Annotated in this window: 22 protein-coding genes; 8 read left to right on the top strand and 14 right to left on the bottom strand. The window is 42.8% G+C overall.

The genetic code is table 11. The features are described 5' to 3' along the window. Nucleotides 1–29: 29 nt before the first annotated feature. The 6 genes from MHI58_RS02105 to MHI58_RS02080 form a co-directional block, all read right to left on the bottom strand. Nucleotides 30–776, bottom strand: coding sequence for an amino acid ABC transporter ATP-binding protein (locus MHI58_RS02105; protein ID WP_007498162.1), 747 nt, complete (start codon nucleotides 774–776; stop codon nucleotides 30–32). Between the two features lie 12 nt (nucleotides 777–788). Further along, nucleotides 789–1,463, bottom strand: a complete 675-nt coding sequence (locus MHI58_RS02100; RefSeq protein WP_007498163.1) for an amino acid ABC transporter permease — start codon at nucleotides 1,461–1,463, stop codon at nucleotides 789–791. A 24-nt stretch (nucleotides 1,464–1,487) separates the two neighbouring features. Continuing rightward, nucleotides 1,488–2,282, bottom strand: a complete 795-nt coding sequence (locus tag MHI58_RS02095; RefSeq protein ID WP_007498164.1) for an amino acid ABC transporter substrate-binding protein — start codon at nucleotides 2,280–2,282, stop codon at nucleotides 1,488–1,490. A 22-nt stretch (nucleotides 2,283–2,304) separates the two neighbouring features. Further along, the gene (locus MHI58_RS02090) at nucleotides 2,305–2,808 is read right to left on the bottom strand and encodes a GNAT family N-acetyltransferase (RefSeq protein ID WP_045035007.1); all 504 of its coding nucleotides are present in this window, start codon (nucleotides 2,806–2,808) and stop codon (nucleotides 2,305–2,307) included. A 17-nt stretch (nucleotides 2,809–2,825) separates the two neighbouring features. Further along, nucleotides 2,826–4,151, bottom strand: coding sequence for an LLM class flavin-dependent oxidoreductase (locus MHI58_RS02085; RefSeq protein ID WP_045035006.1), 1,326 nt, complete (start codon nucleotides 4,149–4,151; stop codon nucleotides 2,826–2,828). Between the two features lie 199 nt (nucleotides 4,152–4,350). Beyond that, nucleotides 4,351–6,135, bottom strand: a complete 1,785-nt coding sequence (locus MHI58_RS02080) for a right-handed parallel beta-helix repeat-containing protein (RefSeq protein WP_052659636.1) — start codon at nucleotides 6,133–6,135, stop codon at nucleotides 4,351–4,353. A gap of 263 nt (nucleotides 6,136–6,398) precedes the next feature. Between MHI58_RS02080 and MHI58_RS02075 the strand changes: the two genes are divergently transcribed. Next, on the top strand, nucleotides 6,399–7,892 hold the full coding sequence (locus tag MHI58_RS02075) for a peptide MFS transporter (RefSeq protein ID WP_045035005.1): 1,494 nt from the start codon (nucleotides 6,399–6,401) through the stop codon (nucleotides 7,890–7,892). A gap of 44 nt (nucleotides 7,893–7,936) precedes the next feature. Here the strand turns inward: MHI58_RS02075 and MHI58_RS02070 are convergent, their stop codons facing one another. Then, complete coding sequence (locus MHI58_RS02070) at nucleotides 7,937–9,328, bottom strand: amino acid permease (protein WP_045035039.1); 1,392 nt, start codon at nucleotides 9,326–9,328, stop codon at nucleotides 7,937–7,939. 366 nt (nucleotides 9,329–9,694) lie between these two features. On the opposite strand from MHI58_RS02070, the gene tcyA reads away from it, so the two are divergent. Genes tcyA through MHI58_RS02055 form a run of 3 tightly spaced genes read left to right on the top strand, consistent with a single transcriptional unit; the run spans nucleotide 9,695 to nucleotide 11,945 of the window. Then, nucleotides 9,695–10,510, top strand: a complete 816-nt coding sequence (gene tcyA, locus MHI58_RS02065) for a cystine ABC transporter substrate-binding lipoprotein TcyA (protein WP_045035004.1) — start codon at nucleotides 9,695–9,697, stop codon at nucleotides 10,508–10,510. Next, nucleotides 10,497–11,189 (top strand): amino acid ABC transporter permease, encoded by a 693-nt coding sequence (locus MHI58_RS02060; protein WP_008347286.1) that lies wholly within the window; start codon nucleotides 10,497–10,499, stop codon nucleotides 11,187–11,189. Before tcyA ends, MHI58_RS02060 begins: the two co-directional genes overlap by 14 nt. A 12-nt stretch (nucleotides 11,190–11,201) precedes the next feature. Then, entirely contained in the window at nucleotides 11,202–11,945 is a 744-nt protein-coding gene (locus MHI58_RS02055) for an amino acid ABC transporter ATP-binding protein (protein WP_007498183.1), read from the top strand. 39 nt (nucleotides 11,946–11,984) lie between these two features. On the opposite strand, the gene MHI58_RS02050 is transcribed toward MHI58_RS02055, so the two are convergent. The 3 genes from MHI58_RS02050 to MHI58_RS02040 form a co-directional block, all read right to left on the bottom strand. Then, nucleotides 11,985–12,269 (bottom strand): AbrB/MazE/SpoVT family DNA-binding domain-containing protein, encoded by a 285-nt coding sequence (locus MHI58_RS02050; protein WP_035390476.1) that lies wholly within the window; start codon nucleotides 12,267–12,269, stop codon nucleotides 11,985–11,987. Nucleotides 12,270–12,378: 109 nt separating this feature from the next. Continuing rightward, nucleotides 12,379–12,939: a class D sortase gene (locus tag MHI58_RS02045; RefSeq protein ID WP_039166256.1), complete on the bottom strand. Its 561-nt coding sequence runs from the start codon at nucleotides 12,937–12,939 to the stop codon at nucleotides 12,379–12,381. Nucleotides 12,940–12,945: 6 nt separating this feature from the next. Continuing rightward, the gene (locus MHI58_RS02040; protein WP_216927895.1) at nucleotides 12,946–16,995 is read right to left on the bottom strand and encodes an isopeptide-forming domain-containing fimbrial protein; all 4,050 of its coding nucleotides are present in this window, start codon (nucleotides 16,993–16,995) and stop codon (nucleotides 12,946–12,948) included. A gap of 548 nt (nucleotides 16,996–17,543) precedes the next feature. Here MHI58_RS02040 and MHI58_RS02035 point away from each other — a divergent pair. Then, entirely contained in the window at nucleotides 17,544–18,188 is a 645-nt protein-coding gene (locus tag MHI58_RS02035) for a YitT family protein (RefSeq protein WP_007498187.1), read from the top strand. A gap of 85 nt (nucleotides 18,189–18,273) precedes the next feature. Beyond that, complete coding sequence (locus tag MHI58_RS02030; protein WP_368004365.1) at nucleotides 18,274–18,864, top strand: hypothetical protein; 591 nt, start codon at nucleotides 18,274–18,276, stop codon at nucleotides 18,862–18,864. A 25-nt stretch (nucleotides 18,865–18,889) separates the two neighbouring features. Here MHI58_RS02030 and MHI58_RS02025 read toward each other — a convergent pair whose 3' ends face one another. After that, a complete protein-coding gene (locus MHI58_RS02025) occupies nucleotides 18,890–19,375 on the bottom strand; it encodes a GyrI-like domain-containing protein (RefSeq protein ID WP_235701476.1) in 486 nt (161 codons plus the stop codon). Nucleotides 19,376–19,389: 14 nt separating this feature from the next. Next, nucleotides 19,390–19,749: a helix-turn-helix domain-containing protein gene (locus tag MHI58_RS02020; protein ID WP_234710327.1), complete on the bottom strand. Its 360-nt coding sequence runs from the start codon at nucleotides 19,747–19,749 to the stop codon at nucleotides 19,390–19,392. A gap of 143 nt (nucleotides 19,750–19,892) precedes the next feature. Here MHI58_RS02020 and MHI58_RS02015 point away from each other — a divergent pair, with 143 nt between their 5' ends. Beyond that, the gene (locus tag MHI58_RS02015) at nucleotides 19,893–20,594 is read left to right on the top strand and encodes a 4'-phosphopantetheinyl transferase superfamily protein (protein WP_045035154.1); all 702 of its coding nucleotides are present in this window, start codon (nucleotides 19,893–19,895) and stop codon (nucleotides 20,592–20,594) included. Here the strand turns inward: MHI58_RS02015 and MHI58_RS02010 are convergent. Next, entirely contained in the window at nucleotides 20,581–21,918 is a 1,338-nt protein-coding gene (locus MHI58_RS02010) for a PLP-dependent aminotransferase family protein (protein ID WP_045035153.1), read from the bottom strand. The genes MHI58_RS02015 and MHI58_RS02010 overlap by 14 nt on opposite strands. Nucleotides 21,919–22,049: 131 nt before the next feature. On the opposite strand from MHI58_RS02010, the gene MHI58_RS02005 reads away from it, so the two are divergent. Continuing rightward, nucleotides 22,050–22,964, top strand: a complete 915-nt coding sequence (locus MHI58_RS02005; protein ID WP_024720178.1) for a DMT family transporter — start codon at nucleotides 22,050–22,052, stop codon at nucleotides 22,962–22,964. 38 nt (nucleotides 22,965–23,002) lie between these two features. On the opposite strand, the gene MHI58_RS02000 is transcribed toward MHI58_RS02005, so the two are convergent. After that, entirely contained in the window at nucleotides 23,003–23,743 is a 741-nt protein-coding gene (locus tag MHI58_RS02000; protein WP_045035152.1) for a thioesterase II family protein, read from the bottom strand. Nucleotide 23,744: the final 1 nt, after the last annotated feature.

Below are 23,744 nucleotides of genomic sequence, written 5' to 3'. Positions count from 1 at the left end.
ACTCACCCCTCTAAAGAGTAAAAAGCAGCTTATGCTTCTTCAGCCGCTGCTTCTTTTTGGATAAATCGTTTTGTTCGTTCATTCTTCGTTTCGTCAAATAGTTCGGTTGGCGTTCCCTGCTCAATGATATGACCATCTGCCATAAAAATGACATGATCTGCTACTTCTCTTGCAAACGCCATTTCATGTGTCACGATGATCATCGTTGTTTCTTGAATGGCAATGGATTTAATGACTTGAAGCACACCTGAGACAAGTTCTGGGTCGAGTGCTGATGTTGGTTCATCCAGCAGAATCGCATGTGGATCGACCGCTAACGCACGGGCAATCCCGATTCGCTGCTGCTGACCGCCGGATAGTGTGACCGGGTAGCTGTCAGCTTTTTGTTCTAGCCCTACTTGTTTCAATAGCTTCATACCGATCTCATTTGCCTGCTGTTTTGTCATTTTTTTCGTCACAAGCAGTGACTCTGTAATGTTTTGCAGGGCTGTTTTGTTTTTGAATAAATTATAGTTTTGAAACACCATGGCCGTTTGCTGACGCAGGTGATGGGCTTCTTTACGTGTATATTTAGACGCATTCAGCTTCGCATCGCCAATTTCAATCGTACCTTCATCTGGCGTTTCTAATAGATTTAGACAGCGCAGCAATGTTGATTTACCGGAGCCAGAAGGTCCGATAATGGCCACAACCTGCCCTTTTTGCACGTCAAGATTAATTCCGTCTAAGACGACAAGGTCGCCGAATGATTTTTTCAAATTGGTGAGCTTGATCATGTCCACACCTCCTTAATTCCGGTAAGGTTTGCTGATTTTTCGTTCAAATAGGTCTTGTAGGAAACTATAAATGATGGTGAGCACCCAATACACAATGCCAACCGCTAAATACGTTTCAAAGTACTTATAGTTGGCCGATGCAATCATTTTCCCTTGCGCAAACATTTCTGCCACCCCAATGGTAAAGGCAAGCGATGTTTCTTTTAAAAGTCCAATAAAGGTATTCCCCGTCGCTGGAATGGCATTTCTGACAGCCTGCGGGAAAATAATTCTGACGTAAGACTGCCATCTTGTCATGCCGACAGATAAACAGGCCTCAAGCTGCCCTTCATCCACTGAATTAAGAGCCGCTCTAAAAATTTCTGCTAAGTACGCTGAGTTTTTAATACTTAAACCGATAATGACCGCTGTTAAGGCATCCATTGAGGTCATCGCAGGGAATAGCTGCGGAAGACCAAAATAAATGAGAAAGAGCTGAACCAAAGTTGGAACCGCTCTGAAAAAAGAAATATACAGCTTGGCAAATTGGTATAAGACAGGTATCCGGTTTTTCGTTATAAGCGCGAATACCACACCAATGATAATGGCAAATACCATGGAGACAATCGCCATGAAGATCGTTATCGGCAAGTATTGAATCAAGGTTGGAAAAACCGTCACCATATACTGCCAATCAATGTGATTCATGTCTGCTTTTCACCGCCGCTGTTGTTATTTTTTAATTGGAACTGTGACATCGTCTTTGAAATATTTCTCAGACAATTTCTTCAGTGTTCCGTCTTCTCTTAATTCTTTGATCGCTTGATTGAATTCTTCTCTTAGCTTGTCGTGCTTTTCATCTTTGGCAAATGGGTAGCCGACTTCTTCATATACGATTGGGTTGCCGACGATTTTGAGTGGAAGTCCTGTTTTTTCAATTTGAGCTAACAAGACACTGCGTCCGTTGACGTAAGCATCTACACGGCCATTTGCGACTTCATTTAAGACACCGTCTTGTGTTTCATATGTTTTGATGTTGATTTTCTTGTCTGGGTCTTTGCTCTCTAGGTTTTTGGCATGGTTTGAGCCAAGAACAGCCGCCACCGTTTTTCCTTTTAAATCGTCAAGCCCTTTAATGTCCTTGTTGTCCTTCTTGACAATGATTTGTGTTCCTGCGTATGCATACGTATCTGTAAAGTTGAACGTTTGTTTACGCTCATCTGTAATCGCAACTTGGTTTGATACGGTATCCAGCTTACCAGATGTCAGCTGGCCCATCAGTCCGCTGAATTCACTCAGCTGCCAGTCTAGTTTGTAGCCTAGCTTTTTCGCAATGGCTTCTGTGACTTCGACATCAAATCCTACTAGTTTGCCGTTTTCTTTATAAGCAAATGGATAGCTTTGGCCTGTAGCACCCACTTTAAGCACTTTCTCATCTTTGCCTTCACTCTGATTACCCCCGCCGCATGCCGCTAACACCGCAAGCATTGCCGCAAATAAAACAACTAGCCACTTTTTGTTTTTCATGTTCGTACACCCTTCTTTCCTCTTATGGTTGTGTAATATCTGATCGTAATTGTTTTTTAAAATAAATGGTGATATGGCCTTTGCCTAGATCCTTTTCACCTGCTCTGACATAGCCTTTACGCTCATACATGTCCATGAGCCACGGATGCTTATCAGCTGTCCCAAGAGAGACATACGGTACCTTTAGTGTGTCCCTTAGCACTTCCGTTTCAACCCACTCAAGCAAGGCTGAGCCTGTGCCTTTTTTTGCCGCTGGTTCTGAAGCAAACCACCATATATGCGGAACGCCGAATGGTCCTGGCTGTTCTCCCCACGGCATACGGAGTGATAAGGTGGAGAGAAGCTCTCCGTTTTCTTCCATTACATAGCAAAGGTTCTTTTGTACATTTTTCTGAACGAGGGCGACATCTGCATGTGCTGCTTGGAACTGGATGCCGAGCTCACGAATCGGCTCATAGGCTCTTGTTGTCAGTTCAAGCAGCGCTTCTATATCATCCTCAGTTGCCAGACGAAACGTATATCCCAACGTTAGTCACCTCACCTTTATGTCGTGTAGCGATTTTTTGGCTGCTTTAATCCGAGATTTTCTCGTAAAGTTTGTCCTGTGTATTCTGTTTTGAACAGGCCTCTTTCCTGAAGGATCGGAACGACGCGGTCTACGAAGGCATCAAGTCCTTCTGGCAATAATGGCGGCATCACGTTAAAACCGTCGGCTGCTTCCTCAACGAGCCATGTCTCCATCACATCTGCTAGCTGCTCTGGTGTTCCAATGAAGATATGGTGCCCACGGGACCCTGCAACAGATTGGTAGAGCTGGCGAATGGTCAGGTTGTCCTTTCTCGCCATATTCATCACAAGGTCAAAGCGGCTTTTCACGGCATTTGACGCGCTTGGATCAATCTCTGGAAGTGGTCCGTCTAGTGGATACTGCGAAAGATCAATACCCCCTAAGTAGTTTTGTAAAATGCTAAGGCCGATCTCTGGAACAATCAGCTCTTGTAATTCTTGATACTTCGCTTTTGCTTCTTCGACAGTATCGGCAATGATTGGGAAGATGCCCGGCATGATGCTGACATCCTCTCTAGCTCGTCCAGCAGCCTCTACTTTTCCCTTCAAACTTTGGTAAAATTCCTTCGCTTTGTCGAGATCGTTTTGCGCCGTAAAAATAAGCTCAGCCGTTTTAGCCGCAAGCTTTTGACCATCTTCAGAAGACCCTGCTTGAATGATCACTGGCTGTCCTTGAGGGGTGCGTGATACGTTAAGCGGTCCCCGTACGGAGAAGAATTCACCTTTGTGCTGCAGCTCATGAAGCTTACTAGGCTCAAAGAATTCTCCCGTTTCTTGGTTTCTTACAAGTGCGTCCTCTTCCCAAGAATCCCACAGACCTTTGACGACATCAACGAATTCTTCAGCTCGTTCGTATCGTTTGTGGTGCGCTAAATGCTCTTCTCCGCTAAAATTTTTCGCTGTTTCTTCAATAGAAGATGTGACCACATTCCATGCTGCTCGTCCGCCTGATAAATGATCGAGTGAGGCAAACTGTCTCGCAATATGGAATGGCTCACTGTATGTAGTTGATGCTGTTGCTGCTAAACCAATTGTTGAGGTAGACTCTGCAATCGAAGAAAGCAGGGTGAGCGGTTCAAATCTCGTTAATACATTTGGATGAGATGTATGATTAATTGATAAGCTATCGGCTAAAAAGAGCAAATCCAGCTTCCCTTCCTCGGCCTTTTTCGCTAATTGTTTAAAGTAATCAAGATTCATGGCTGCGTCTGGTACTGCTTTCGGATGTCTCCAAGAGGCGACATGATGTCCAGTTCCCGCGATGAATACGCCTAGCTTGAGCTTCCGTTTCGGCTGTGACACTTGTTCTTCATCCTTTCTATATCTTCCTTGTATCAAGTTATTATTATACAAGATACATTTTTCTGATTGAATTAATCGGTTTTATCCATAAAAAAAGGGCAAATGTTGCGAAAAATGAAAAATAATTATTACTATATGCCCTTTTTACATGATTGTCAACCGCCTTCTGAACCTCCAAAAAAAGGGATTCACAGGCGTTTTACGGTGGATCAATTTCAATATTTCCGATGAGCCGGTCCGTGGAGTGCGTCATCAATTGACTGCGCTCTAGTACGTTATGGGCAATCACCGAATGAGTGGAAGATATGGTGCGGACGGCAATCGCTTTTTGAGGAGAGAGATTAATGATGTTATTCCGCAGCACACGTGCTGAGACAACCTCATCAAGAAAAACGGCTGTCGGCTGTCCGATTGAACGATTTAAATAAAAGCGGTTATCACCAATTTGGGGTGAGCCATTTTTAATGTACATCACCACATATAAGGACGTTTCTTCAAAGGAATTGTCTTTAATCTCTAAAGGAGCGGTCGTATTGCTGTAGACGGCATAGTTTTGATAGTTCTTAAAACGATTCTGCCATATGAAAGCCTTTGCATTTCCTGTCACGCTGATTGTATACGAAGATGCGAGCTGTGAATGTCCTTCTTGAATAAAGTGATTGCCGTTGATCCCTGCTTCTCCCTCCTGCACCCATATCCCTCGGCTGAATTCCTTGAATTGATTATGCTGAATTAAGATATTCGTTCCTCTGACCATCGCCGCATCGATGACGGAGTAGACGGTATTGTTTGAAAAAACAATGCTGTCTGATTGATAAATACGCAGCGATGTACTTCTAAGCCGTGTGTTTGTCCCTGACTCAATATGGTTTCCTTCTATTAAAATACGATTGGCCATATAGACAGACACAGCCGCATCTTCAAAAAGACTGATTTTATTACCTGTGATGTGCACGCTGTCTCCCCTCACATCAATCCCCTTTTCAAATCCTTCAATCATATTGCCAATAATGATCACATTGTTTTCCGATTGATCAAGCGGCACGCCTAAACTCGTAATCCCTGCTTTTGTCACGCCCCCTCCCACTGCACGAATCAAATTATTCGCAATGATCATTTCAGTGGCAAAGCCATAGGAGATACTGCTGTCCGTTTGATTGCCTTCAATGATCACACCATAGCCGTTGAAATTATAGATAGAGCTGGCTGCGCCGCCTCTGACTATGTTGTTTCGAATCTGAATATTCAGCGGTTCCTCCAAGTTGGTCGCATTTTCTCCGTATCCTTCAATATCAATGCCCATTTTTGGCTCGACCCCGTTTACCCCTGCCCTTTCAAGCAAACAGTCTTCCACAATGACACCATCACAGCCTGTAATAGAAATATTGTTTCGCCTTGAGTCAGTGATGGTGCAGCCAGAAATATGAATTGACGAAGCAGGCGAGTACGATTCAATATGGGTCAATAAACCGTGCGGACTGACAATGATACCGTCTCCCGTACAATTGTTGATTTGAACACGATCCATATTCACATGGGAAGCACCTTCAATACACACCCCGAAGCCCCATTCATGTGTTTTTCTTTCTGGCGGGAGTGCCTTGTACACATGCTCATCACGGTCGCCTTCAATCCGCCCGCCCCGAATGGTCACATGCTCTACCTCTCCTATATAAAAGGCTGCATATCCCCACGAATCATTTGGTTTCACTTTGATGACGGCATCTGATGCCATCTCAATACAAATATGACTTGGCACTCGTATGCCGGCATGACGAAAAGGAAAAAATTGATCCCCCCTGTACACCGCATCTATTAGATACGTTCCACTCGGCAACCAGACGTGGGAGTAGCCCTGTGCTTTTGTCCATTCCAGGCATTCGTTCAGTTTCGCTGTACAGTCCGTTTTCCCGTCAGCAATCACGCCAAAATCTAATACATTGACAATGGGTTTCTTCAGATCAGATTCATTTACATCCCCCAATGAAAACCCCTCCTTTTTACACATGTCCTCTTGTCATCCTATGCATGTGGGAAAGGTTTGCTTGTACGATATTTCAAATTTTATATAAATTCTTCTGGAATAACTTTCCGATGATTTTCACTTGAGCGAATTTTTCATCTTTTTGAGTCTTTACGCCTATTGAACTAACATTTTCCTGTTTTAGAATAGTTTTATATTGACACAAGAACTATACAAGAATATCATTTTTCTCATATCTCTTTTTTTAAGAAAGGATCTATGCCATGTCTACAATTGACCACGATAAAATTGTTAAAAGTGTTCCTCAAAAAGGGTTTTTTGGACATCCTAAAGGACTTTACACACTGTTTTTCACTGAATTTTGGGAGCGTTTTTCTTATTATGGCATGCGTGCACTGCTTATTTATTATATGTACACAGAGGTGACAAAAGGCGGTCTTGGCTTCGACCAGACAACCGCTAATTCGATCATGTCTGTCTATGGTGCGCTTGTCTACATGTCAGGCATTATTGGCGGATGGCTTGCCGACCGGGTATTTGGTTCGTCCAGTACGGTCTTTTATGGCGGGGTATTCATTATGCTTGGTCATGTCATTTTGGCACTACCTAGCGGTGCAACAGCGCTCTTTATTAGTATGGGGCTGATTATTATTGGGACAGGCCTCCTAAAGCCAAACGTCTCAAACATAGTCGGTGACCTATATACAAAAACAGACCCTCGCAGAGATTCTGGATTCAGTATTTTCTATATGGGGATCAACATGGGTGGTTTTATCGCCCCATTAATTGTCGGAACACTCGGTCAAAAAGTGAATTTCCACCTTGGTTTCTCACTCGCTGCCGTTGGTATGCTTGTTGGACTGATTACGTTTGTCATCACGAAAAAGCCGAATCTTGGACTTGCCGGCACTTATGTCACAAATCCACTATCAGCTACTGAACGCAAGAACTTCAAAATTTTCGGTACATTGATCGTGATTGTACTTGCTGTTTTTGCTGTCATCGGTATTCGAACAGGAGCGCTCACGATTAATCTATTCACTTGGTTTGTCAGTGTCCTTGGTGTGCTGATTCCAATTGTTTATTTTATTGTGATGTATTTTAGTAAAAAAACGAGTGCAGTGGAGCAGTCGAGGGTACTCGCTTATATTCCATTGTTCCTAGCTGCGGTGATGTTCTGGGCCATTCAAGAACAAGGCTCAAATATTTTAGCCACATATGCAGATCAGCGAACAAACTTGAATTTCCTTGGCATGACATTAGCCTCTTCTTGGTTCCAATCATTGAACCCAATCTTTATTGTGCTCCTGTCACCAGTATTTGCTTGGTTATGGGTCAGACTCGGTAAAAAACAGCCGTCTACCCCGATTAAATTTTCACTTGGCCTTCTGTTCGCAGGATTATCCTTTATCATCATGATCATTCCTGCATACATGTCTGGTCCGAACACACTTGTGAGCCCATTATGGCTCGTTCTGAGCTTCTTCCTCGTCGTCATCGGAGAGCTCTGCTTATCACCAGTCGGGCTGTCAGCGACAACAAAACTGGCACCTGCTGCCTTCTCAGCGCAAACGATGAGCCTTTGGTTCCTTTCCAATGCAATGGCACAGGCGATCAATGCGCAAGTGGTCAAGCTGTTTGATAAAGTGCCAGAAACCGTCTATTTCGGGATCATCGGCATGCTCGCCATCATTTTATGTGGTGTCATGCTCCTGCTTACACCGGTGATTAAGAAAGCGATGAAAGGCGTGCATTAAATTGAAAAAGAAGCCTCCCGAATGGGAAGGCTTTTTTTTTTGAATTAAAACCGAATTTCATCATCTCCGTGGATTTGCAACTGGAGCGGTTCACTTTTCACCTGATGTTTTTTCACATAGCGGTGATAGACAACATATCCAATGATCATGAGCGGTACGCCGACATACAGCCCAATCCGCTGCTCCGCATCAAAGGCAAGACTGATTAGCACAATCGAATTCAGCGTGATCGCAATGATCGGCAGTACCGGATAAAGAGGGGTTTTAAATTTTAGGTTTTCCAGCTTTCCGCCTGCTTTCAAATATCTTCTGCGGAAAAGCAGTTGTGATAATGTAATCGTAATCCAGCCGGTTTGGGCACTCATGCCCGCAATAGACACGATCCAAGCAAAAACGGTTTTCTCTGCAAAGAATCCTGATAATAACGAAATACCTGTAAACAGGAAAGTGAGCAGTAAGGCATTGATCGGGATGCCCCGCTGATTGACTCGTCTAAACGCCTTCCCTGCCATTCCTTCCTTCGACAAAGAGTACAGCATTCTCGTAGAGGCATATAGGCCAGAGTTCGCCACAGATAATAAAGCAATGATAATGACAAAGTTCATGATATCTGCCGCATAAGGAATGCCCGTTCTCTCAAACACAGTGACAAATGGGCTTTGCAGCACACTCGCTTCTTTCCAAGGCACCATACCCGCTAAGACAAAAATAGATAAAACGAAAAAGACGAGTGTACGCCATACGGTCTGATGGATCGAACGGGGAACGGTTTTCTCTGGATTTTCACTTTCTCCTGCCGCAATCCCGATCAGCTCCGTTCCTTGAAACGAAAAATTCACCGTGATCATCGTGACGACTACTGCGAGCAAGCCATTCGGAAACAGCCCATCACTCACAAAATGACTAAAGTAAGGAGCCGGTTCCCCGCTCGTCGTTTGAATAAAACCAAACATCGCCGCTCCGCCTACGCCAATAAATAGTAAGATGGCGACAATCTTAATGGTTGAAAAGAAAAACTCCGACTCCCCGAACGCTTTCGCTGACCTGGCATTTAATAAGAACAAACACAGCCCAAATATGAGACACCAAATCCACACATCCACTTGTGGAAGCCAGCGTCTCATCAGCTGCCCTGCTGATAAAAATTCCAGCGCCACGGTGGCTGCCCAGCCAAGCCAATAAATCCAGCCAACAGCAAATCCTGCTGCAGGACTCACAAATTTCGTCGCATACGTATGAAAAGACCCCGACACAGGAAGCGCGACTGACAGCTCTCCCAAACACAGCATGGTTAAATACATGATCAATCCGCCCACAATATAGGAAAGAACAGCTCCGACTGGCCCTGCTTGTCCAATCGTATAGCCTGTTCCAAGGAAAAAACCTGTCCCAATGACACCGCCAAGAGAAATCATAAATAAATGGCGGGAGGTCATCGCCCTTTTCAATTGTTCGGGCTGATTTTGTCCAACATCCACAATGATGCCCTCCTTCTTCTAAGATGTTCTGTTATCAAAACATGTCTCCATGTGATTATTCCATTTTCAAAACAACCTACTAATTATACATCTTTTATAATAAATATGCTTCCTTCTATCGTCACTGTAACAAAGTCTTTATTTTAGTAATGTTCGCACAACTAAGAGCAAATAGACATTGTAAAGAATGGAGGTTTGAAAGAATTGGGTTCAGGGCATAAAGTTGGTGAGATTCGCTCAAGCTAGTTTCAAATGCTTTACTTTTAGGTTGCTTCTCTGTAAGATCATATGTTGTAAATACCAACAAGAAAAGTGGGGAATAAAATGAAAAAAATGTTCTTTGCCATTATTTTAGGCGCTTGTGTTGCATTGATCACAGCATGTGGATCAGCTGCAAACGACAGCGCAAATAAACAATCTGGGTCTAAGGAATCAGGTGACCTTTGGAAGTCCATTCAGGATAAAGGCGTATTAACCATCGGTACAGAAGGTACATATGCTCCTTTCACCTTCCATGACAAAAAGACAGATAAATTAACTGGCTATGATGTCGAGGTCATCACAGAAGTCGCAAAACGTCTTGACTTAAAACCAGAATTCAAAGAAACACAATGGGACAGCATGTTTGCTGGTCTGAATTCAAAACGTTTTGATGTGGTAGCGAACCAAGTTGGTAAAACTGGACGTGAAAATCAATATGATTTCTCTGATAAATACACAACATCTCAAGCCATTGTTGTGACAAAATCAGATAACAATGACATCAAGAAACTTTCTGATGTGAAAGGCAAAAAAGCAGCACAATCATTAACAAGTAACTATAACAAATTAGCTACAGATGCTGGCGCTAAAATTGAAGGGGTTGAAGGTCTTGCACAATCCATTCAATTGATTCAGCAAGGGCGTGCTGATTTGACGTTCAATGACAAATTAGCTGTCTTGAATTACTTGAAAACAAGCGGTAACAAAAACCTAAAAGTTGCATTTGAAACAGGAGATCCACAAGAAACGTATTTTGCCTTCAGAAAAGGCAGCGGCGAAGTCGTTGACAAAGTGAATGGCGCACTAAAAGAAATGAAGAAAGATGGTACACTCGCTAAGATTTCCAATAAATGGTTTGGTGAAGATGTTACAAAATAATATCCTCGGAGTCGTCATTCCGTGGGATCTTCTTCAGCAATCTTTTTGGCCAATGGTGATGCAGGGAATTTATTATACAATTCCCCTCGCCATCATTGCTTTTATCATTGGTCTTTTTATCGCGCTTGTGACAGCTCTTGCTAGAATGTCTAAAATCAAAGCGCTCAGATGGATTTTTTCTATCTATGTGTCGGCTGTTCGCGGAACGCCGCTTTTTGTGCAATTGTTTATTATTTTCTATTTCTTTCCGACATTTAATATCACACTTGATCCATATCCAAGTGCTATCATCGCTTTTTCTTTAAACGTAGGTGCGTATGCTTCGGAAATTATTCGTGCATCCGTCCTATCTGTTCCAAAAGGACAATGGGAAGCGGGGTATTCGATTGGGATGACCCATCGCAAAACGCTCGTCCGCGTGATTTTACCGCAGGCAGTGCGTGTATCGATTCCGCCGCTGTCTAATTCATTCATTAGTTTGGTGAAAGATACATCGCTTGCCTCCCAAATCCTCGTGGCAGAGATGTTCCGTAAATCACAGGAAATTGCTGCGGCGAACTTGGATCAAATTTTATTTATTTATATGGAAGCAGCCCTGATCTATTGGGTATTCTGCTTCATTCTATCGCTCGTTCAACACCAAATTGAAAAACGACTTGATCGATATGTCGCAAGGTAAGGAGGGAACGACATGCTAACAGTCAAAGGCTTAAACAAATCCTTTGGTGAAAATGAGATTTTAAAGTCGATTGATTTTACGATCAACAAAGGGCAGGTTGTGGCGATTCTTGGTCCATCAGGTTCAGGAAAAACAACGATGCTTCGCTGTTTAAATGCACTTGAAATTCCAAATGCCGGCTCCTTTACCTTCGATGATTTCTCGATTGATTTTTCTAAAAAAAATAAACAAGCTGATTTGCTCAAGCTTCGCCGGAAGTCAGGCATGGTGTTTCAAGATTATCATCTGTTCCCACATCGCACTGTTCTTGAGAATGTGATGGAAGGTCCAGTCCAAGTCCAGCGCCGTCCGAAAGAAGCGGTGCGAAAAGAAGCGATTCAGCTCCTGCAAAAGGTAGGACTTGAGGATAAAAAAGATTTGTATCCCTTCCAGCTGTCAGGCGGTCAAAAGCAGCGTGTCGGCATTGCCCGTGCACTTGCCATTCAGCCAGAGCTTATGCTCTTTGATGAACCAACCTCTGCGCTAGATCCTGAGCTTGTCGGAGAAGTCTTAAAGGTCATGAAAGATTTAGCGAAAGAAGGCTGGACGATGGCGGTTGTCACACATGAAATCAAGTTTGCCCAAGAAGTGGCAGACGAAGTGATTTTTATTGATGGCGGCGTCATCGTCGAACAAGGTCCTCCTGAAGAAATCTTCAAACGACCAAAGGAAGAACGAACAAAACAATTCTTAAATCGGATTTTGAATCCAGTATGATCAAAAAGGCTGTTCTCATCATGTGAGAACAGCCTTTTTTTATATCTCTTTTTGCAGCCGCAGCGCTAATAAATCTTGCAGGAGCAGTCTCGCTCCCTCTGGGCTGACAACTACACCGCCTGACAGCGCCTTATTGGAACAGGTGACTTGCCCTGTAACGATACAAGGTTTATCCTGCCAATAAGGCTTTATCACAATGTGACTTTCTTCTTGATAGATTTCAATAAAATCTTGTGGATGAATTTTCAACCGTTTTCTTATATCTATCGGCAGGACAATTCTTCCAACGTTATCTATATACTTTACATCTTCTTTATTTAACAAATTGACCCCCCCTGCATCTCTAGATATGATATAGACGATTCCCTGTTTATCAAGGGATTAAGCGCTCTAATCGGTTAATGAAAGAATGAGCTGCAGGCTGATCCAGTGGCTAAACACGCTTCCCATATATAATATATCTGTTTGGCGCAGGACCAATGAAAGAAAAAGGATAACATGTGGTGAGGACAAGTTCTTCCTTTTCCTGTTGTAGTGTAATAATACTTTGATCATCTTTTTTCACAATCTTTGTTTTCTCAATTTCATAGGTGAATCGTCCGTATGAAAGCTCTATGACAAGTTGATCCCCTTTCACAAGTTCTCCTGTTCGTCTAAACACAGTATCACGATGCCCAGATAAAACGATTTGTCCCTGTTCGTTAGGAAAATAGCTCTCGTGATAATGACCCACTCCCTTTGCCAAATCCTCCGCCGCTGTTCCTTCTACAATTGGTAACTCAGCGTTTAACTTTGGAATGTGCAAGAGCCCAATGGTTTCACCAGCCTCCGGCACAAAAGAGGAATCCATTTTCCCCTTTTGCTGGATGGCTGCTTGCGCAGACTGGAATGATTGATCTACTTGTCTTTGTCCATCAACGATTTTCATATATCCTACAATCACAAGACAAATACCTGCTGTAATCAATAGAGCTGAGATGATTTTTTGAAACATGGACGATTATCCGTTTCTTTTTCTTCTTTTCCATACAATAAGGGATGCACCTATTAGTACAAGTGCAAATCCTGCTAGTAAAAGGTTGTACATCTCTGTTGCAGTGTTCGGAAGATGATGACCAGGTGTATCCGGTTCTGAATGAGAAGGATGCTCTGGATTTGCTGGTACCTCTGGCACATGCGGCGGTACTACCGTTGTTGAGTTTTCAGGTTTGTCTGGTTCGTCAACATTATCACCCTTCACAACTGCGATATTTTGAATGGTTTTACCTTCAGATCCTTTCGCGACCTTCGCTTCAAAAGTCACCGTATGCCAGTCCGTGTCTTTGATATCACCAAATTGTCCGGTGACTGTGCCTTTTGTGTAGTCTCCGTTGTCGTCATCTTTTGCATCTGTGACAGCTTGTCCATCTACTTTTAATGACCCTTCGACGTATTCAAGACCTTCTGGCAGTTGATCTGTGATGACTAGATCTTTGATGATACTGTCTTCTACACTATTTTTTGTTTTGATCGTGTAAAGAAGGGTGTCACCTACTTGTACTTCTTTTTCATTTGTATTGCCTTCTGCTTTTTGAGAGATTTCAGATGTTTTTTCTGATTCAAGTTTTGGATCTCTTGGATCAATGTTTGTTTCGGTTGTCGGCTCATCTGGCGGTGTGTTTTCGCCTGTTACTTTTGCTGTGTTTTGAATGGTTTTACCTGATTGGCCTTTTGCGACCTTTGCTTCAAACGTCACTGTATGCCAGTCCGTGTCTTTGATATCGCCAAATTGACCGGTCACTGTGCCTTTTGTGTAGTCTCCGTTGTCACCATCTTTTGCATCTGTGACAGCTTGTCCATCTACTTTTAATGATCCTTCGACGTATTCAAGACCTTTTGGCAGTTGATCTGTGATGACTAGATCTTTGATGATACTGTCTTCTACACTATTTTTTGTTTTGATCGTGTAAAGAAGGGTGTCACCTACTTGTACTTCTTTTTCATTTGTATTGCCTTCTGCTTTTTGAGAGATTTCAGATGTTTTTTCTGATTCAAGTTTTGGATCTCTTGGATCAATGTTTGTTTCGGTTGTCGGCTCATCTGGCGGTGTGTTTTCGCCTGTTACTTTTGCTGTGTTTTGAATGGTTTTACCTGATTGGCCTTTTGCGACCTTTGCTTCAAACGTCACTGTATGCCAGTCCGTGTCTTTGATATCGCCAAATTGTCCGGCTACTGTGCCTTCTGTGTAGTCTCCGTTGTCGTCATCTTTTGCATCTGTGACAGCTTGTCCATCTACTTTTAATGACCCTTCGACGTATTCAAGACCTTCTGGCAGTTGATCTGAAATCACGAGATTTTCGACGATGCTGTCTTCTTCAAGATTCTTTGTTTTGATCGTATAAAGAAGGGTATCGCCTACCTGTGGTGTTTTTTCATCTGTGTTCCCTTCTGCTTTTTTCTGAATGCTCGCTGTCTTTTCTGATGCTAGTTTTGGTTCACGAGGATAAATTTCTGTTTTCGTTGTTGGATCATCTGGCGGTGTGTTTTCACCTGTTACTTCGGCAGTGTTTTGAATGTCTTGACCAGCCTGTCCCTTTTCAACTGTCACTTCAAACGTCACGGTATGCCAATCTGTGTCCTTCACATTACCAAAATAACCGGTGACCTTTCCATCTGTGTAGTCTCCGCTATCGTCGTCTTTCACATCTGTGACAGATTCTCCATCAATTTCAAGAGACCCAGCGACATACGTCAGCCCTTTTGGTAATTGATCTGAGATCACTAGATTTTCCACAAGGCTGTCTTCTATCGTGTTCTTTGTTTTAATTGTATAAAGCAGGGTATCTCCTACTTCTGGATGCTTCTCATCTTTGTTACCTTCAGCTTTTTTCTGCAAGACCGCTGATTTTTCTGATTCCAGCTTTGGATCACGAGGATAGATTTCTGTTTTTGTTGTCGGATCGTCTGGTGGTGTGTTTTCACCTGTGACACTCGCTGTATTTTGAATGTCTTTGCCAGATTGTCCTTTTTCAACCGTCACTTCAAATGTCACGGTATGCCAATCTGTATCTTGAATATCACCAAATTGTCCTGATATGGTACCATCTGTGAAGTCTCCGTTATCGTCATCCTTTGCGTCAGTGACTGCCTCTCCATCCACTTGAAGTGAATCCGGCACATACGCTAATCCTTCCGGCAGTTCGTCTGAGATCACTAAATTTTCAACGAGACTGTCTTCTATCGTATTCTTTGTTTTAATCGTATAAAGAAGTGTATCACCGACCTCTGGATGCTTCTCATCTGTATTGCCATCTGCCTTTTTCTGCAAGACCGCTGATTTTTCAGAAGTCAGCTTTGGGTCACGAGGATAGATCTCTACATTCGTTGTCGGCTCGTCTGGCGGTGTGTTGCCGGTTGTGACACTCGCTGTATTTTGAATATCTTTGCCTGCCTGACCTTTTTCAACTGTGACTTCAAACGTCACGGTATGCCATTTCGTATCTTTCACTTCACCGAACGTTCCAGTGACAGTTCCGTCTGTCATATCACCGTTGTCGTCATCTTTTGTATCTGTGACTGGATTCCCATCTACCTGTAGAGAATTTGGTACATAAGATAATCCTTGAGGTAACTTGTCAGAAATCACAAGGTCTTCTATTACACTATCTTCAACAGCGTTACGGGCTTGAATGGTATACAGCAATGTGTCCCCTACTTCTGGGTGCTTCTCATCTGTATTCCCATCTGCTTTTTTCTGTAAGACCGCTGATTTTTCTGATTCAAGCTTCGGATCACGAGGATAAATTTCTATGTTTGTTGTTGGATTGTCTGGCGGTGTGTTTTCCCCTTTGACATTCGCTGTATTTTGAATATCCTTGCCAGCTTGCCCTTTTGCTACTTTCGCTTCAAATGTCACGGTGTGCCAATCGGTGTCTTTCACATCACCTATTTGACCTGTCACAGTACCATTTGTAAAATCACCTTTGTCTTGATCCTTTGCATCTGTTACGCTTGTGCCATCTACCTTAAGAGATCCAGAAACATAGGTTAAGCTGCTCGGAAGATTATCTGATATGGTCAGATTTTTAAGAATGCCGAATTGCACCGTATTTTTTGCTCTAATTGTATAAAGCAAAGTGTCGCCTACTTCTGGATGCTTTTCATCTGTGTTGCCTTCTGCTTTTTTCTGTAAAGCAACAGATTTTTCTGATTCAAGGTTAGGGGGATATGGATCGAATTCAGGCTTCACCCTTGAAGCTAAGTCGTAAGATAATGAATCACCTACAGTGCCCATATATGTTGTACTTAATGTTTTCGCATCAAGTGTAAAAAGAGTAGAATGACCAATAGAGTCATCTTTTCCTGATTGTAATAGCATTTGTCCATTTGGCAAAAAGCTAATTCCTCGTACTCCTCCCTCAATCGGTTTACCATCTGCATTTGTGATTGGAATCACTCGAATGACTTCAGCTGTTTCAGGATTCATTTGCGCAATGGACCCACTGGTATTAGATGCGAACCAAAGATAGCCATCCTTATCGACTACAAGGTCTCCGCCAATGTCTCCGCCAATGCCAGGGCCAACGTCATAACCAACAATTTTCTTGGCCGTTTTTTGACCAGTTGCTAAGTCGTACGTTGCAAGGTAGGGTTCTCCACCAACCTCATACGAATGAATATATTTACCGTTATAAACAACGGCATTAGGCGCTCTTCCGCCTAAAACACCTACACGCTCTGCTTGTCCAGTGGTCGCATTTATTTTATAAAGAACTGGCTCTCCACTTGCTGTCGTAGTTGCATACACAGTGTTTTCTTGGTCATTCACAGCAACACCGTTCACTACAGTCGAATTAATTCCCTTCACCTGTACACTAGCCTTTACGTTTGTTGGATTTTGCCCATCAAGCTGATAAAGAACTAACTTCCCATTTCCAATCATGTAGGAATCTGTGTTATTGACAACCACCGTCCCAGCGGCTTTCGTAACAGGTGGCGAAACTGTTAATAAATTCCCAGCAATCAGCACCAATATAAGAAATAATTGACTCGTTCTTTTTATTATGTTCATTTTTTTTAACATCCCCTTTTCCCTGCTCTAAATCATAATGGTATGTACCAGTTCACCTCCCACACTTTGGTAAAGAATATCAGTAACATTTCAGAACCCTCAACATGACTAAAAGACTATTTTCGACAAAAATAGCCCTTTTGTCATATACAGCTTTCGACATCTGATCCATCTATGTTTTTTCCAATAAAACAAGTTTTTTTATCGTGTATCAAATATTTTATCTATCAATAAAAACAGGCCTAACGGCGCAATTTACATACAATCTATTCTAATTTATCTTGAATATTCTTTAATTGGATAAAGGTTGTTCTTTTGTCATTTTATATTGAATTTTTTTCTTATTTTCATAAAAATTGTTAATTATTGGTTCACTTTGTTAAAAAAAACAAGGCAAAAGTCTTGCTCCAAAATTTGATGTTTTCTGCTCTTTTTATGGAAAAAATTCTTTTTGTCGAGTAAGCGATTACAATTGAGCAAAGCCATTTAAAGGGGCGTGCGAGTATGTTACGATTGAAATCGAGTGTTTAAGAAAGAAGGGAAAGCTGTTGAAGCGGGAACATCTTTTACGTTGGTTTTTTTATTTTGTTGGATTGATTGTACTTGCTTTTGGACTATCGCTGACAGTGAAGGGAAAGATCCTTGGCATTGGTCCGTGGGACGCTTTTCATTATGGACTGTTTCAGCATTTTGGTTTAACCATTGGACAATGGTCGATCATTATTGGTGCACTCATTGTGACACTGACATCTGTTTTCACGAAATCTTTTCCAAAGATCGGTGCCCTGCTCAATATGGTGCTGATCGGCGTGTTTATTGATTTCTTTAATGCAGTATTACCTGCACCACATGGGTATTTACCTGCTTTATATGTATTTATTACGGGCGTGATTGTGTCTGGGTATGGCGTTGGCATTTATGTCTCAGCTAATCTTGGCGCTGGGCCAAGGGATTCATTAATGCTGCTCATCTCAGCAAAAACAGGGCTGAACGTACAGTGGGTTCGAAATGGTATTGAGTTAACCGTGCTTCTATTTGCATGGATGCTCGGCGGCCCGATTGGCATTGGAACGATTCTGACGGCCATCTTTACTGGACTCGTCCTTCGCTTTTCATTGCCACAATCGACACGGCTCTTGCAGCTGCTCATTACAAAAACAGCGGAGAAACCTGTTCAAACCCTTACCCGATAAGAACAAGCCATTCTACTAAAAGAATGGCTTGTTTTGTGCTAAACTAAATAGACGCAATATTCTTAAAACAGGAGATGATCCCCTGATGCAGCTTTTCCATTATCATTACTGGACACCATTTGTTGAGGAGACGGAGAAGGCGTACACCTCATTAGGCTTTGAAGAAAAGGGTCGTTTCGCAAAGGAAGGTTCCTTTCCTCCTCCGCAGACATGGGATGATTTTAGAGAGAAGAAGCCCTCTTTCCGAATCATTGAGATGAGAAAGGGACAGATCAATATCACATTTGGTTATAGTAAAAAAGTCCTTTTTGATCACATCGGCTTTCTAGTGACTGATGATGAATATGATCAGTTGCTGGTACAAGCTCAAAAGAGAAACTGGGCAATCCAGACCGGGGATCGAAGAACGTTTCTTTCTACACCGATGCGCTTAAGGCTTGAATTGCAGCGGCGGACAGATGTGATTGAAACTAGAGAAGAAGCAATTGCCGAGATGACGATCGCAGTGCCTGATTTGACTCATACACCTGCGGTCGATCAGTTGCTGGACGGTTTGACACAACCTATTCATTGGAAAAAGGGAGAACGTCTCTCTTTACTTGAAGTGAAGATGATGGATTCTCATGGGATGAATACGACCGATTCAAACGGTGTTCATGTCCTCAAACAAGGATAAAAAGCAGCGAGATACGCTGCCTTTTTTATGATTGTTTACGAATTGGAATCCAAATCAATGTCACATGATCTGGAGAATGTATCTCTCCATCTAAAGGGTACGTTTCCATCTCCATTCCCCCAGCATGCTCATATCCTGAGCCAGGAAACCATTCTGTGAAAATACGTGTCCATGTTGAATGCACAGCGGTTTCGACAGGCCCCTTTGCCTGAAATACAGCCCACGTACTGGCCGGAATCTGCTCGACTGTCATGGTCGAATCTGGTTGTTCCTCACCTTGCTCAATCCCAATGATATAGTCAAATGTTTCAAGCGTTTCATCAAAATGCGCACATACACCGATATATCCGAGTTCTCCAGCTGCATGAGCCAGTGAATCCGTCCATCCTTCTTGATTGACACGCTTCCAAAAGGCGGGAATATCCTGTTTGTTTTGGCTATTCTTTGTTGTTGTCTTTAGTCTTCTGCCCATGATTGAAAATGAATCCTTTTCCACAATTCGATAATGCATAGGTTCGACTCCTTTTATTTGAAGTTCGAAGGAGAGACGGGGTAGGCTTTCACTGTATACTCGCCTGTTTTCACTGCTGCCGGTGTATATCCGTGATGCCGCTTGAAGGCTTTCGCAAACGACTCTGGGGTTTCATAGCCATACTTCACCGCCACATCAATGACTTTCACTTGCTTGGTCATGAATTCTTCTGCCGCAAGGGTTAATCGTCTTTTGCGAATATATTCTGCTACTGCAATTCCCGTCAGCATATGGAATAGCCGCTGATAATGAAATTTAGACATACAGGCGGCCTCTGCCACTTCTTCGATCTGCAAAGGCTGATCCAGCCTCTCTTCCATATAATTGATACTATCCATGATCAAGTGAATCATTTTTCCCTCTCCTTCCTTTTCAACTATATCGAGAACCGCCCGCACCTTCCTGTCATTTTGTGCTTTCATTGAACAGGATGTCTGTTTCTCTTTTGCATGGGTTCATCCAATGGTACAATAAATGTAAAAAATTGAGGTCCGTTATGAAGATTTTCGCTATTCAATTACAACCTTTAGATGATAAAAATGCACGAAAACAAATAGAACAGCTGAAGCCTTTTGTATCACTTGAAAAACGCGCCGCCGCTGAGCGCTTTCGTTTTTTGATCGATGCAAGAAGAACGCTTTTAGGTGAGGTACTGATTCGTCACATCATTCATGAGATGTACGCACTGCCTATGGAACAGATCATTTTTGAAACAGAAGGGAATGGAAAGCCTGTTGTCCGGCAAATTCCTTCTTTTCATTTTAATCTTTCTCACTCTGGTGATTGGGTCGTGGGCGCAGTAGATGATGCGCCTGTTGGCATTGATATTGAAGAGATTAAACCGATTGATTTAGCCATAGCCAAACGATTTTTTTCAGCTGACGAATATCAAGATTTACTCTCACAGCCGGCAGAACGGCAGGAAGCCTATTTCTTTCATTTATGGTCCATGAAGGAGGCTTTTATCAAGCTGACAGGGAAGGGAATATCCTATGGTCTCTCATCCTTTACCGCTCGCTTGTCAAAGGATGGCCAGGCTACTTTGAGATTACCTGATCACGAAGCCCCTTGCGTTGTCCAAACATATTCGCTTGATCCTGCCTACCAAATGGCGGTTTGTACAAGAAAACCCGCTGCGGCTGAGCACGTCGAGATACTCACTTGTGAGAACATGCTATCTCGCCTTAATAACGTGTGATTTGTTGAAGTGATGACTTTAGCAAATCGACGCCTTGTGCGATTTCCTCTTCTTTTACATGCCAAATGTTCAGCTGAAGTATAGGCTCCTTTTGATAAGTAGAAATGAAATGGCGGTCGATCGGCTGAACCATCACAGAAGCCTTTTTTAGCTGCTGAATGAGCTGATTCATCGGAATGGACCGGTCGACACGAACGTGGGTATGGGTAGCTGGCTCCTCTTCTCCCAGCTCATAAGCGCCTTGATCATTTTTCAAACAGGCCACAAGTTGTTTGGATCGAGCTCTATAGGTCGCCTGCATCCTTTCTCTATGACGCTCAAACATCCCGCTTTTCAAATAAATTTCTAAAGCAGCCTGCGAGAGCATTGAGCTGTCGATATCAATCAGCCGTTTATGTTCACTAAAGGGGCCAATCAGCTCGTTTGGTAAGACGACAGCACCTGTTCTAAGCCCCGGAAAAATGATTTTTGAGAAGCTTTTTAAATAAATGACCTTCCCCGCCTGATCATATGAATAGATCGGGTCTCTTTTTGTATCGAATTCTAAATCAGCCAAATAATCGTCTTCAACGATATAGACATCATATGCTTCGGCAAGGGCTGCAATCGCTATTTTTTCTTGTTTCGACAGACTCGTTCCAAGCGGGTTTTGAAACCTTGGCATCGTATAGAAAAAGCGAATATCCTCCTCTCGGAAGATACGCTCCAATTCCTGAAGATCGAGTCCTTTTTCCGTCCGCTGAATCCCCCGGACAGGCAGCTGGTTTTTCTCTAAGTATTGGAGGTATAGGTGATAGCCTGGCTGTTCGACCAATATGGTCTGTTTTCCATTCGGAAACGGGATGGTGCTTAAAATCGATAAAGCCAGCTGAATACCAGAAGTCATGACGATCTGTTCTGGAGAGGCAAACACTTGATAATCCGTTAAACGCTTTGAAATGATTGGCAGTAAAGATGGTAATCCATTGGTGGTGCCATAGATAAATAAATCATTTTGATACAGATCAATCGCTTGATTGATGCAGTGCTGAAAATCGACATATGGAAACACAATGGGATCAGGCGCAGAGGAAGCAAAATCAATCCATGTGCTGCCCTTCTTAACGGCTGACTGATTGGTTTTCACGACAAAATAGCCACTTCTTTCTACAGAGTACAGCAAGTGTTCACGCTCTAATGTGTCTAGTGCTTTTATGACAGTGCTTTTGCTCACAGCATATTGAGCCACTAAGTGACGAATGGATGGAATTTTCATTCCAGCATTGTATTCACCGCTCTCGATTTTGTTTTTTATATTCAACACAAGCTGATCATATTTCCTCACAGTACTACCCTCCTTGTACCGGTACAGATATCAATAACTCTTATTGTACACTTTACTTGATCCGTTTACGATAAAAAGACAGAACCGGTCAATTCAACTGAAGCATGCATGCTCGTGTAAGGAGAATTCTGATGGATATGTCAAAACAAAAAGCGTATGCTGCTTCGATCGCATACGCCTGTATTATTGGTTTTTCATTCTTGTTTGTCAAAGTGGCCTTAGCATCAGCGAATCCAATTGATGTATTAGCACACCGATTTACTGTTTCTTTCGCAGCCGCTCTTTTGTTATTTCCATTTTTACGAAAAAAGTACCGTTTTTCCATTCAATGGCGTGATCTCATTTACATTGTGCCATTTTCCTTGCTTTATCCTGTGTTGTTTTTTGCATTTCAAGTGTGGGGGCTGATGTTTACCTCTTCATCAGAGGCCGGCATTATTCAGGCGACCATCCCTATTTTGACAATGGTGCTTGCAGCATGGTGTTTAAAGGAACGCCCTACCTCGATTCAGGTGCTGTTTACCATTCTTTCTGTGTCCGGGGTGATGCTCCTCTTTGTGGTGAAGGGAATTGATGTGAAACATTCTCATCTCATTGGTTATGTGCTGATCTTACTTTCAGCCTTATCATCCAGTGCCTATAGCGTATTTGCCAGGGTGATGACACGGCGATTCCATGTCATTGAACTGACTTTCGTGATGACATTCTTTGGATTTGTCTTCTTTAATGCTGCTGCTCTCATTCGGCACTCGGTAAATGCTACACTACCGCAGTTTTTCAGTCCGTTTACGCAGCCATCCTTTGTATGGTCTATGCTCTTTTTAGGCATTCTCTCTTCACTGCTCACAGCGTATTTATCAAACTATGCTCTTTCCCACCTTGAAGCAGCAAAAGTGAGTATCTTTAACAATCTTTCTGCTTTCATTACCATTGCCGCTGGCGTCCTTATTTTACATGAAACGATTGATATGGTTCACCTCATCGGGGCTGTGCTCGTTATTGGCGGAGTGATTGGCGGGAATGTGGTGAGGAAGGGGAATTCATAAAGAAAACGGCCCTCGTTTGACGGGGCCGTTGTTTTCTTTTATTGGCTGATGAATTGCCTTTTTGTTGTCTGCTCAATGACATGCCTCATATGTTCTGCGAACTGCTCGAGGTGTGTGTTGATATACATGTGGCCTCCTTCGAAATCAGTGCGTTCGATGGCGTTTGCCCATGTTAGCCAGCCGTCTGCGTCTTCCATGCATTTTTTATCTTGCTTTCCGTTCAATAAATAAACGGGTGATTCAATGATTGTTTTGTCTGTATGCTGGAAGGATTCTAATGCTTGATAGTCGGCACGTAAGGATGGTGTAAAGTAATCCATCATTGGTTTGTTCTCTAACAATTCTTTTGGAATCCCGCCCATTTCAGCAATATGCTGAACAAATGCTTCATTCGATAAATGGGTCAATATTTGTCTTTTTGTTTGCGGCGGCTGAATGGCAGAAATGACAACTGCTGCCGGATCGATGCCTTCCTTTTCTAGCAGCTGAGTCAGCCTGTACACCACAAGTCCGCCCATGGAATGTCCGAACAAAATAAATGGACGGTTTAATTTGCCTGTCAGTTCTTCTTTATACAATTCAGCCAGCCGGTCAATGCTTGTTTCAAGCGGCATGAGGTTCGTTCCATGACCCGGAGGCTCTGCTGCTGTCACTTCGGCCGTGTCCTTCAGCTGTTCAAAGAGCGGACGGTAAGAGGCGGAATATCCGCCTGCAAAAGGAAAACAAATAAGCTGAATGAGATCTGATTTTTTTTCAAAGGTTTTAAATAATTGGTTCATA

It is taken from the genome of Bacillus sp. FSL K6-2869, assembly GCF_040869405.1.
Lineage (GTDB): Bacteria > Bacillota > Bacilli > Bacillales > Bacillaceae > Bacillus > Bacillus altitudinis.
Note: the sequence above shows the minus strand (reverse complement) of the source record. Positions and strands in the feature narration are given on the sequence as shown.

Bases quoted from the DNA above. Each gene is read 5' to 3' on its own strand.
- MHI58_RS02105 (WP_007498162.1), bottom strand. From the start codon at position 776: ATGATCAAGCTCACCAATTTGAAAAAATCATTCGGCGACCTTGTCGTC.
- MHI58_RS02100 (WP_007498163.1), bottom strand. From the start codon at position 1,463: ATGAATCACATTGATTGGCAGTATATGGTGACGGTTTTTCCAACCTTG.
- MHI58_RS02095 (WP_007498164.1), bottom strand. From the start codon at position 2,282: ATGAAAAACAAAAAGTGGCTAGTTGTTTTATTTGCGGCAATGCTTGCG.
- MHI58_RS02075 (WP_045035005.1), top strand. From the start codon at position 6,399: ATGTCTACAATTGACCACGATAAAATTGTTAAAAGTGTTCCTCAAAAA.
- MHI58_RS02070 (WP_045035039.1), bottom strand. From the start codon at position 9,328: ATGACCTCCCGCCATTTATTTATGATTTCTCTTGGCGGTGTCATTGGG.
- tcyA (WP_045035004.1), top strand. From the start codon at position 9,695: ATGAAAAAAATGTTCTTTGCCATTATTTTAGGCGCTTGTGTTGCATTG.
- MHI58_RS02060 (WP_008347286.1), top strand. From the start codon at position 10,497: ATGTTACAAAATAATATCCTCGGAGTCGTCATTCCGTGGGATCTTCTT.
- MHI58_RS02055 (WP_007498183.1), top strand. From the start codon at position 11,202: ATGCTAACAGTCAAAGGCTTAAACAAATCCTTTGGTGAAAATGAGATT.
- MHI58_RS02045 (WP_039166256.1), bottom strand. From the start codon at position 12,939: ATGTTTCAAAAAATCATCTCAGCTCTATTGATTACAGCAGGTATTTGT.
- MHI58_RS02040 (WP_216927895.1), bottom strand. From the start codon at position 16,995: ATGAACATAATAAAAAGAACGAGTCAATTATTTCTTATATTGGTGCTG.
- MHI58_RS02030 (WP_368004365.1), top strand. From the start codon at position 18,274: ATGCAGCTTTTCCATTATCATTACTGGACACCATTTGTTGAGGAGACG.
- MHI58_RS02025 (WP_235701476.1), bottom strand. From the start codon at position 19,375: ATGCATTATCGAATTGTGGAAAAGGATTCATTTTCAATCATGGGCAGA.
- MHI58_RS02020 (WP_234710327.1), bottom strand. From the start codon at position 19,749: ATGATTCACTTGATCATGGATAGTATCAATTATATGGAAGAGAGGCTG.
- MHI58_RS02015 (WP_045035154.1), top strand. From the start codon at position 19,893: ATGAAGATTTTCGCTATTCAATTACAACCTTTAGATGATAAAAATGCA.
- MHI58_RS02005 (WP_024720178.1), top strand. From the start codon at position 22,050: ATGGATATGTCAAAACAAAAAGCGTATGCTGCTTCGATCGCATACGCC.
- MHI58_RS02000 (WP_045035152.1), bottom strand. From the start codon at position 23,743: ATGAACCAATTATTTAAAACCTTTGAAAAAAAATCAGATCTCATTCAG.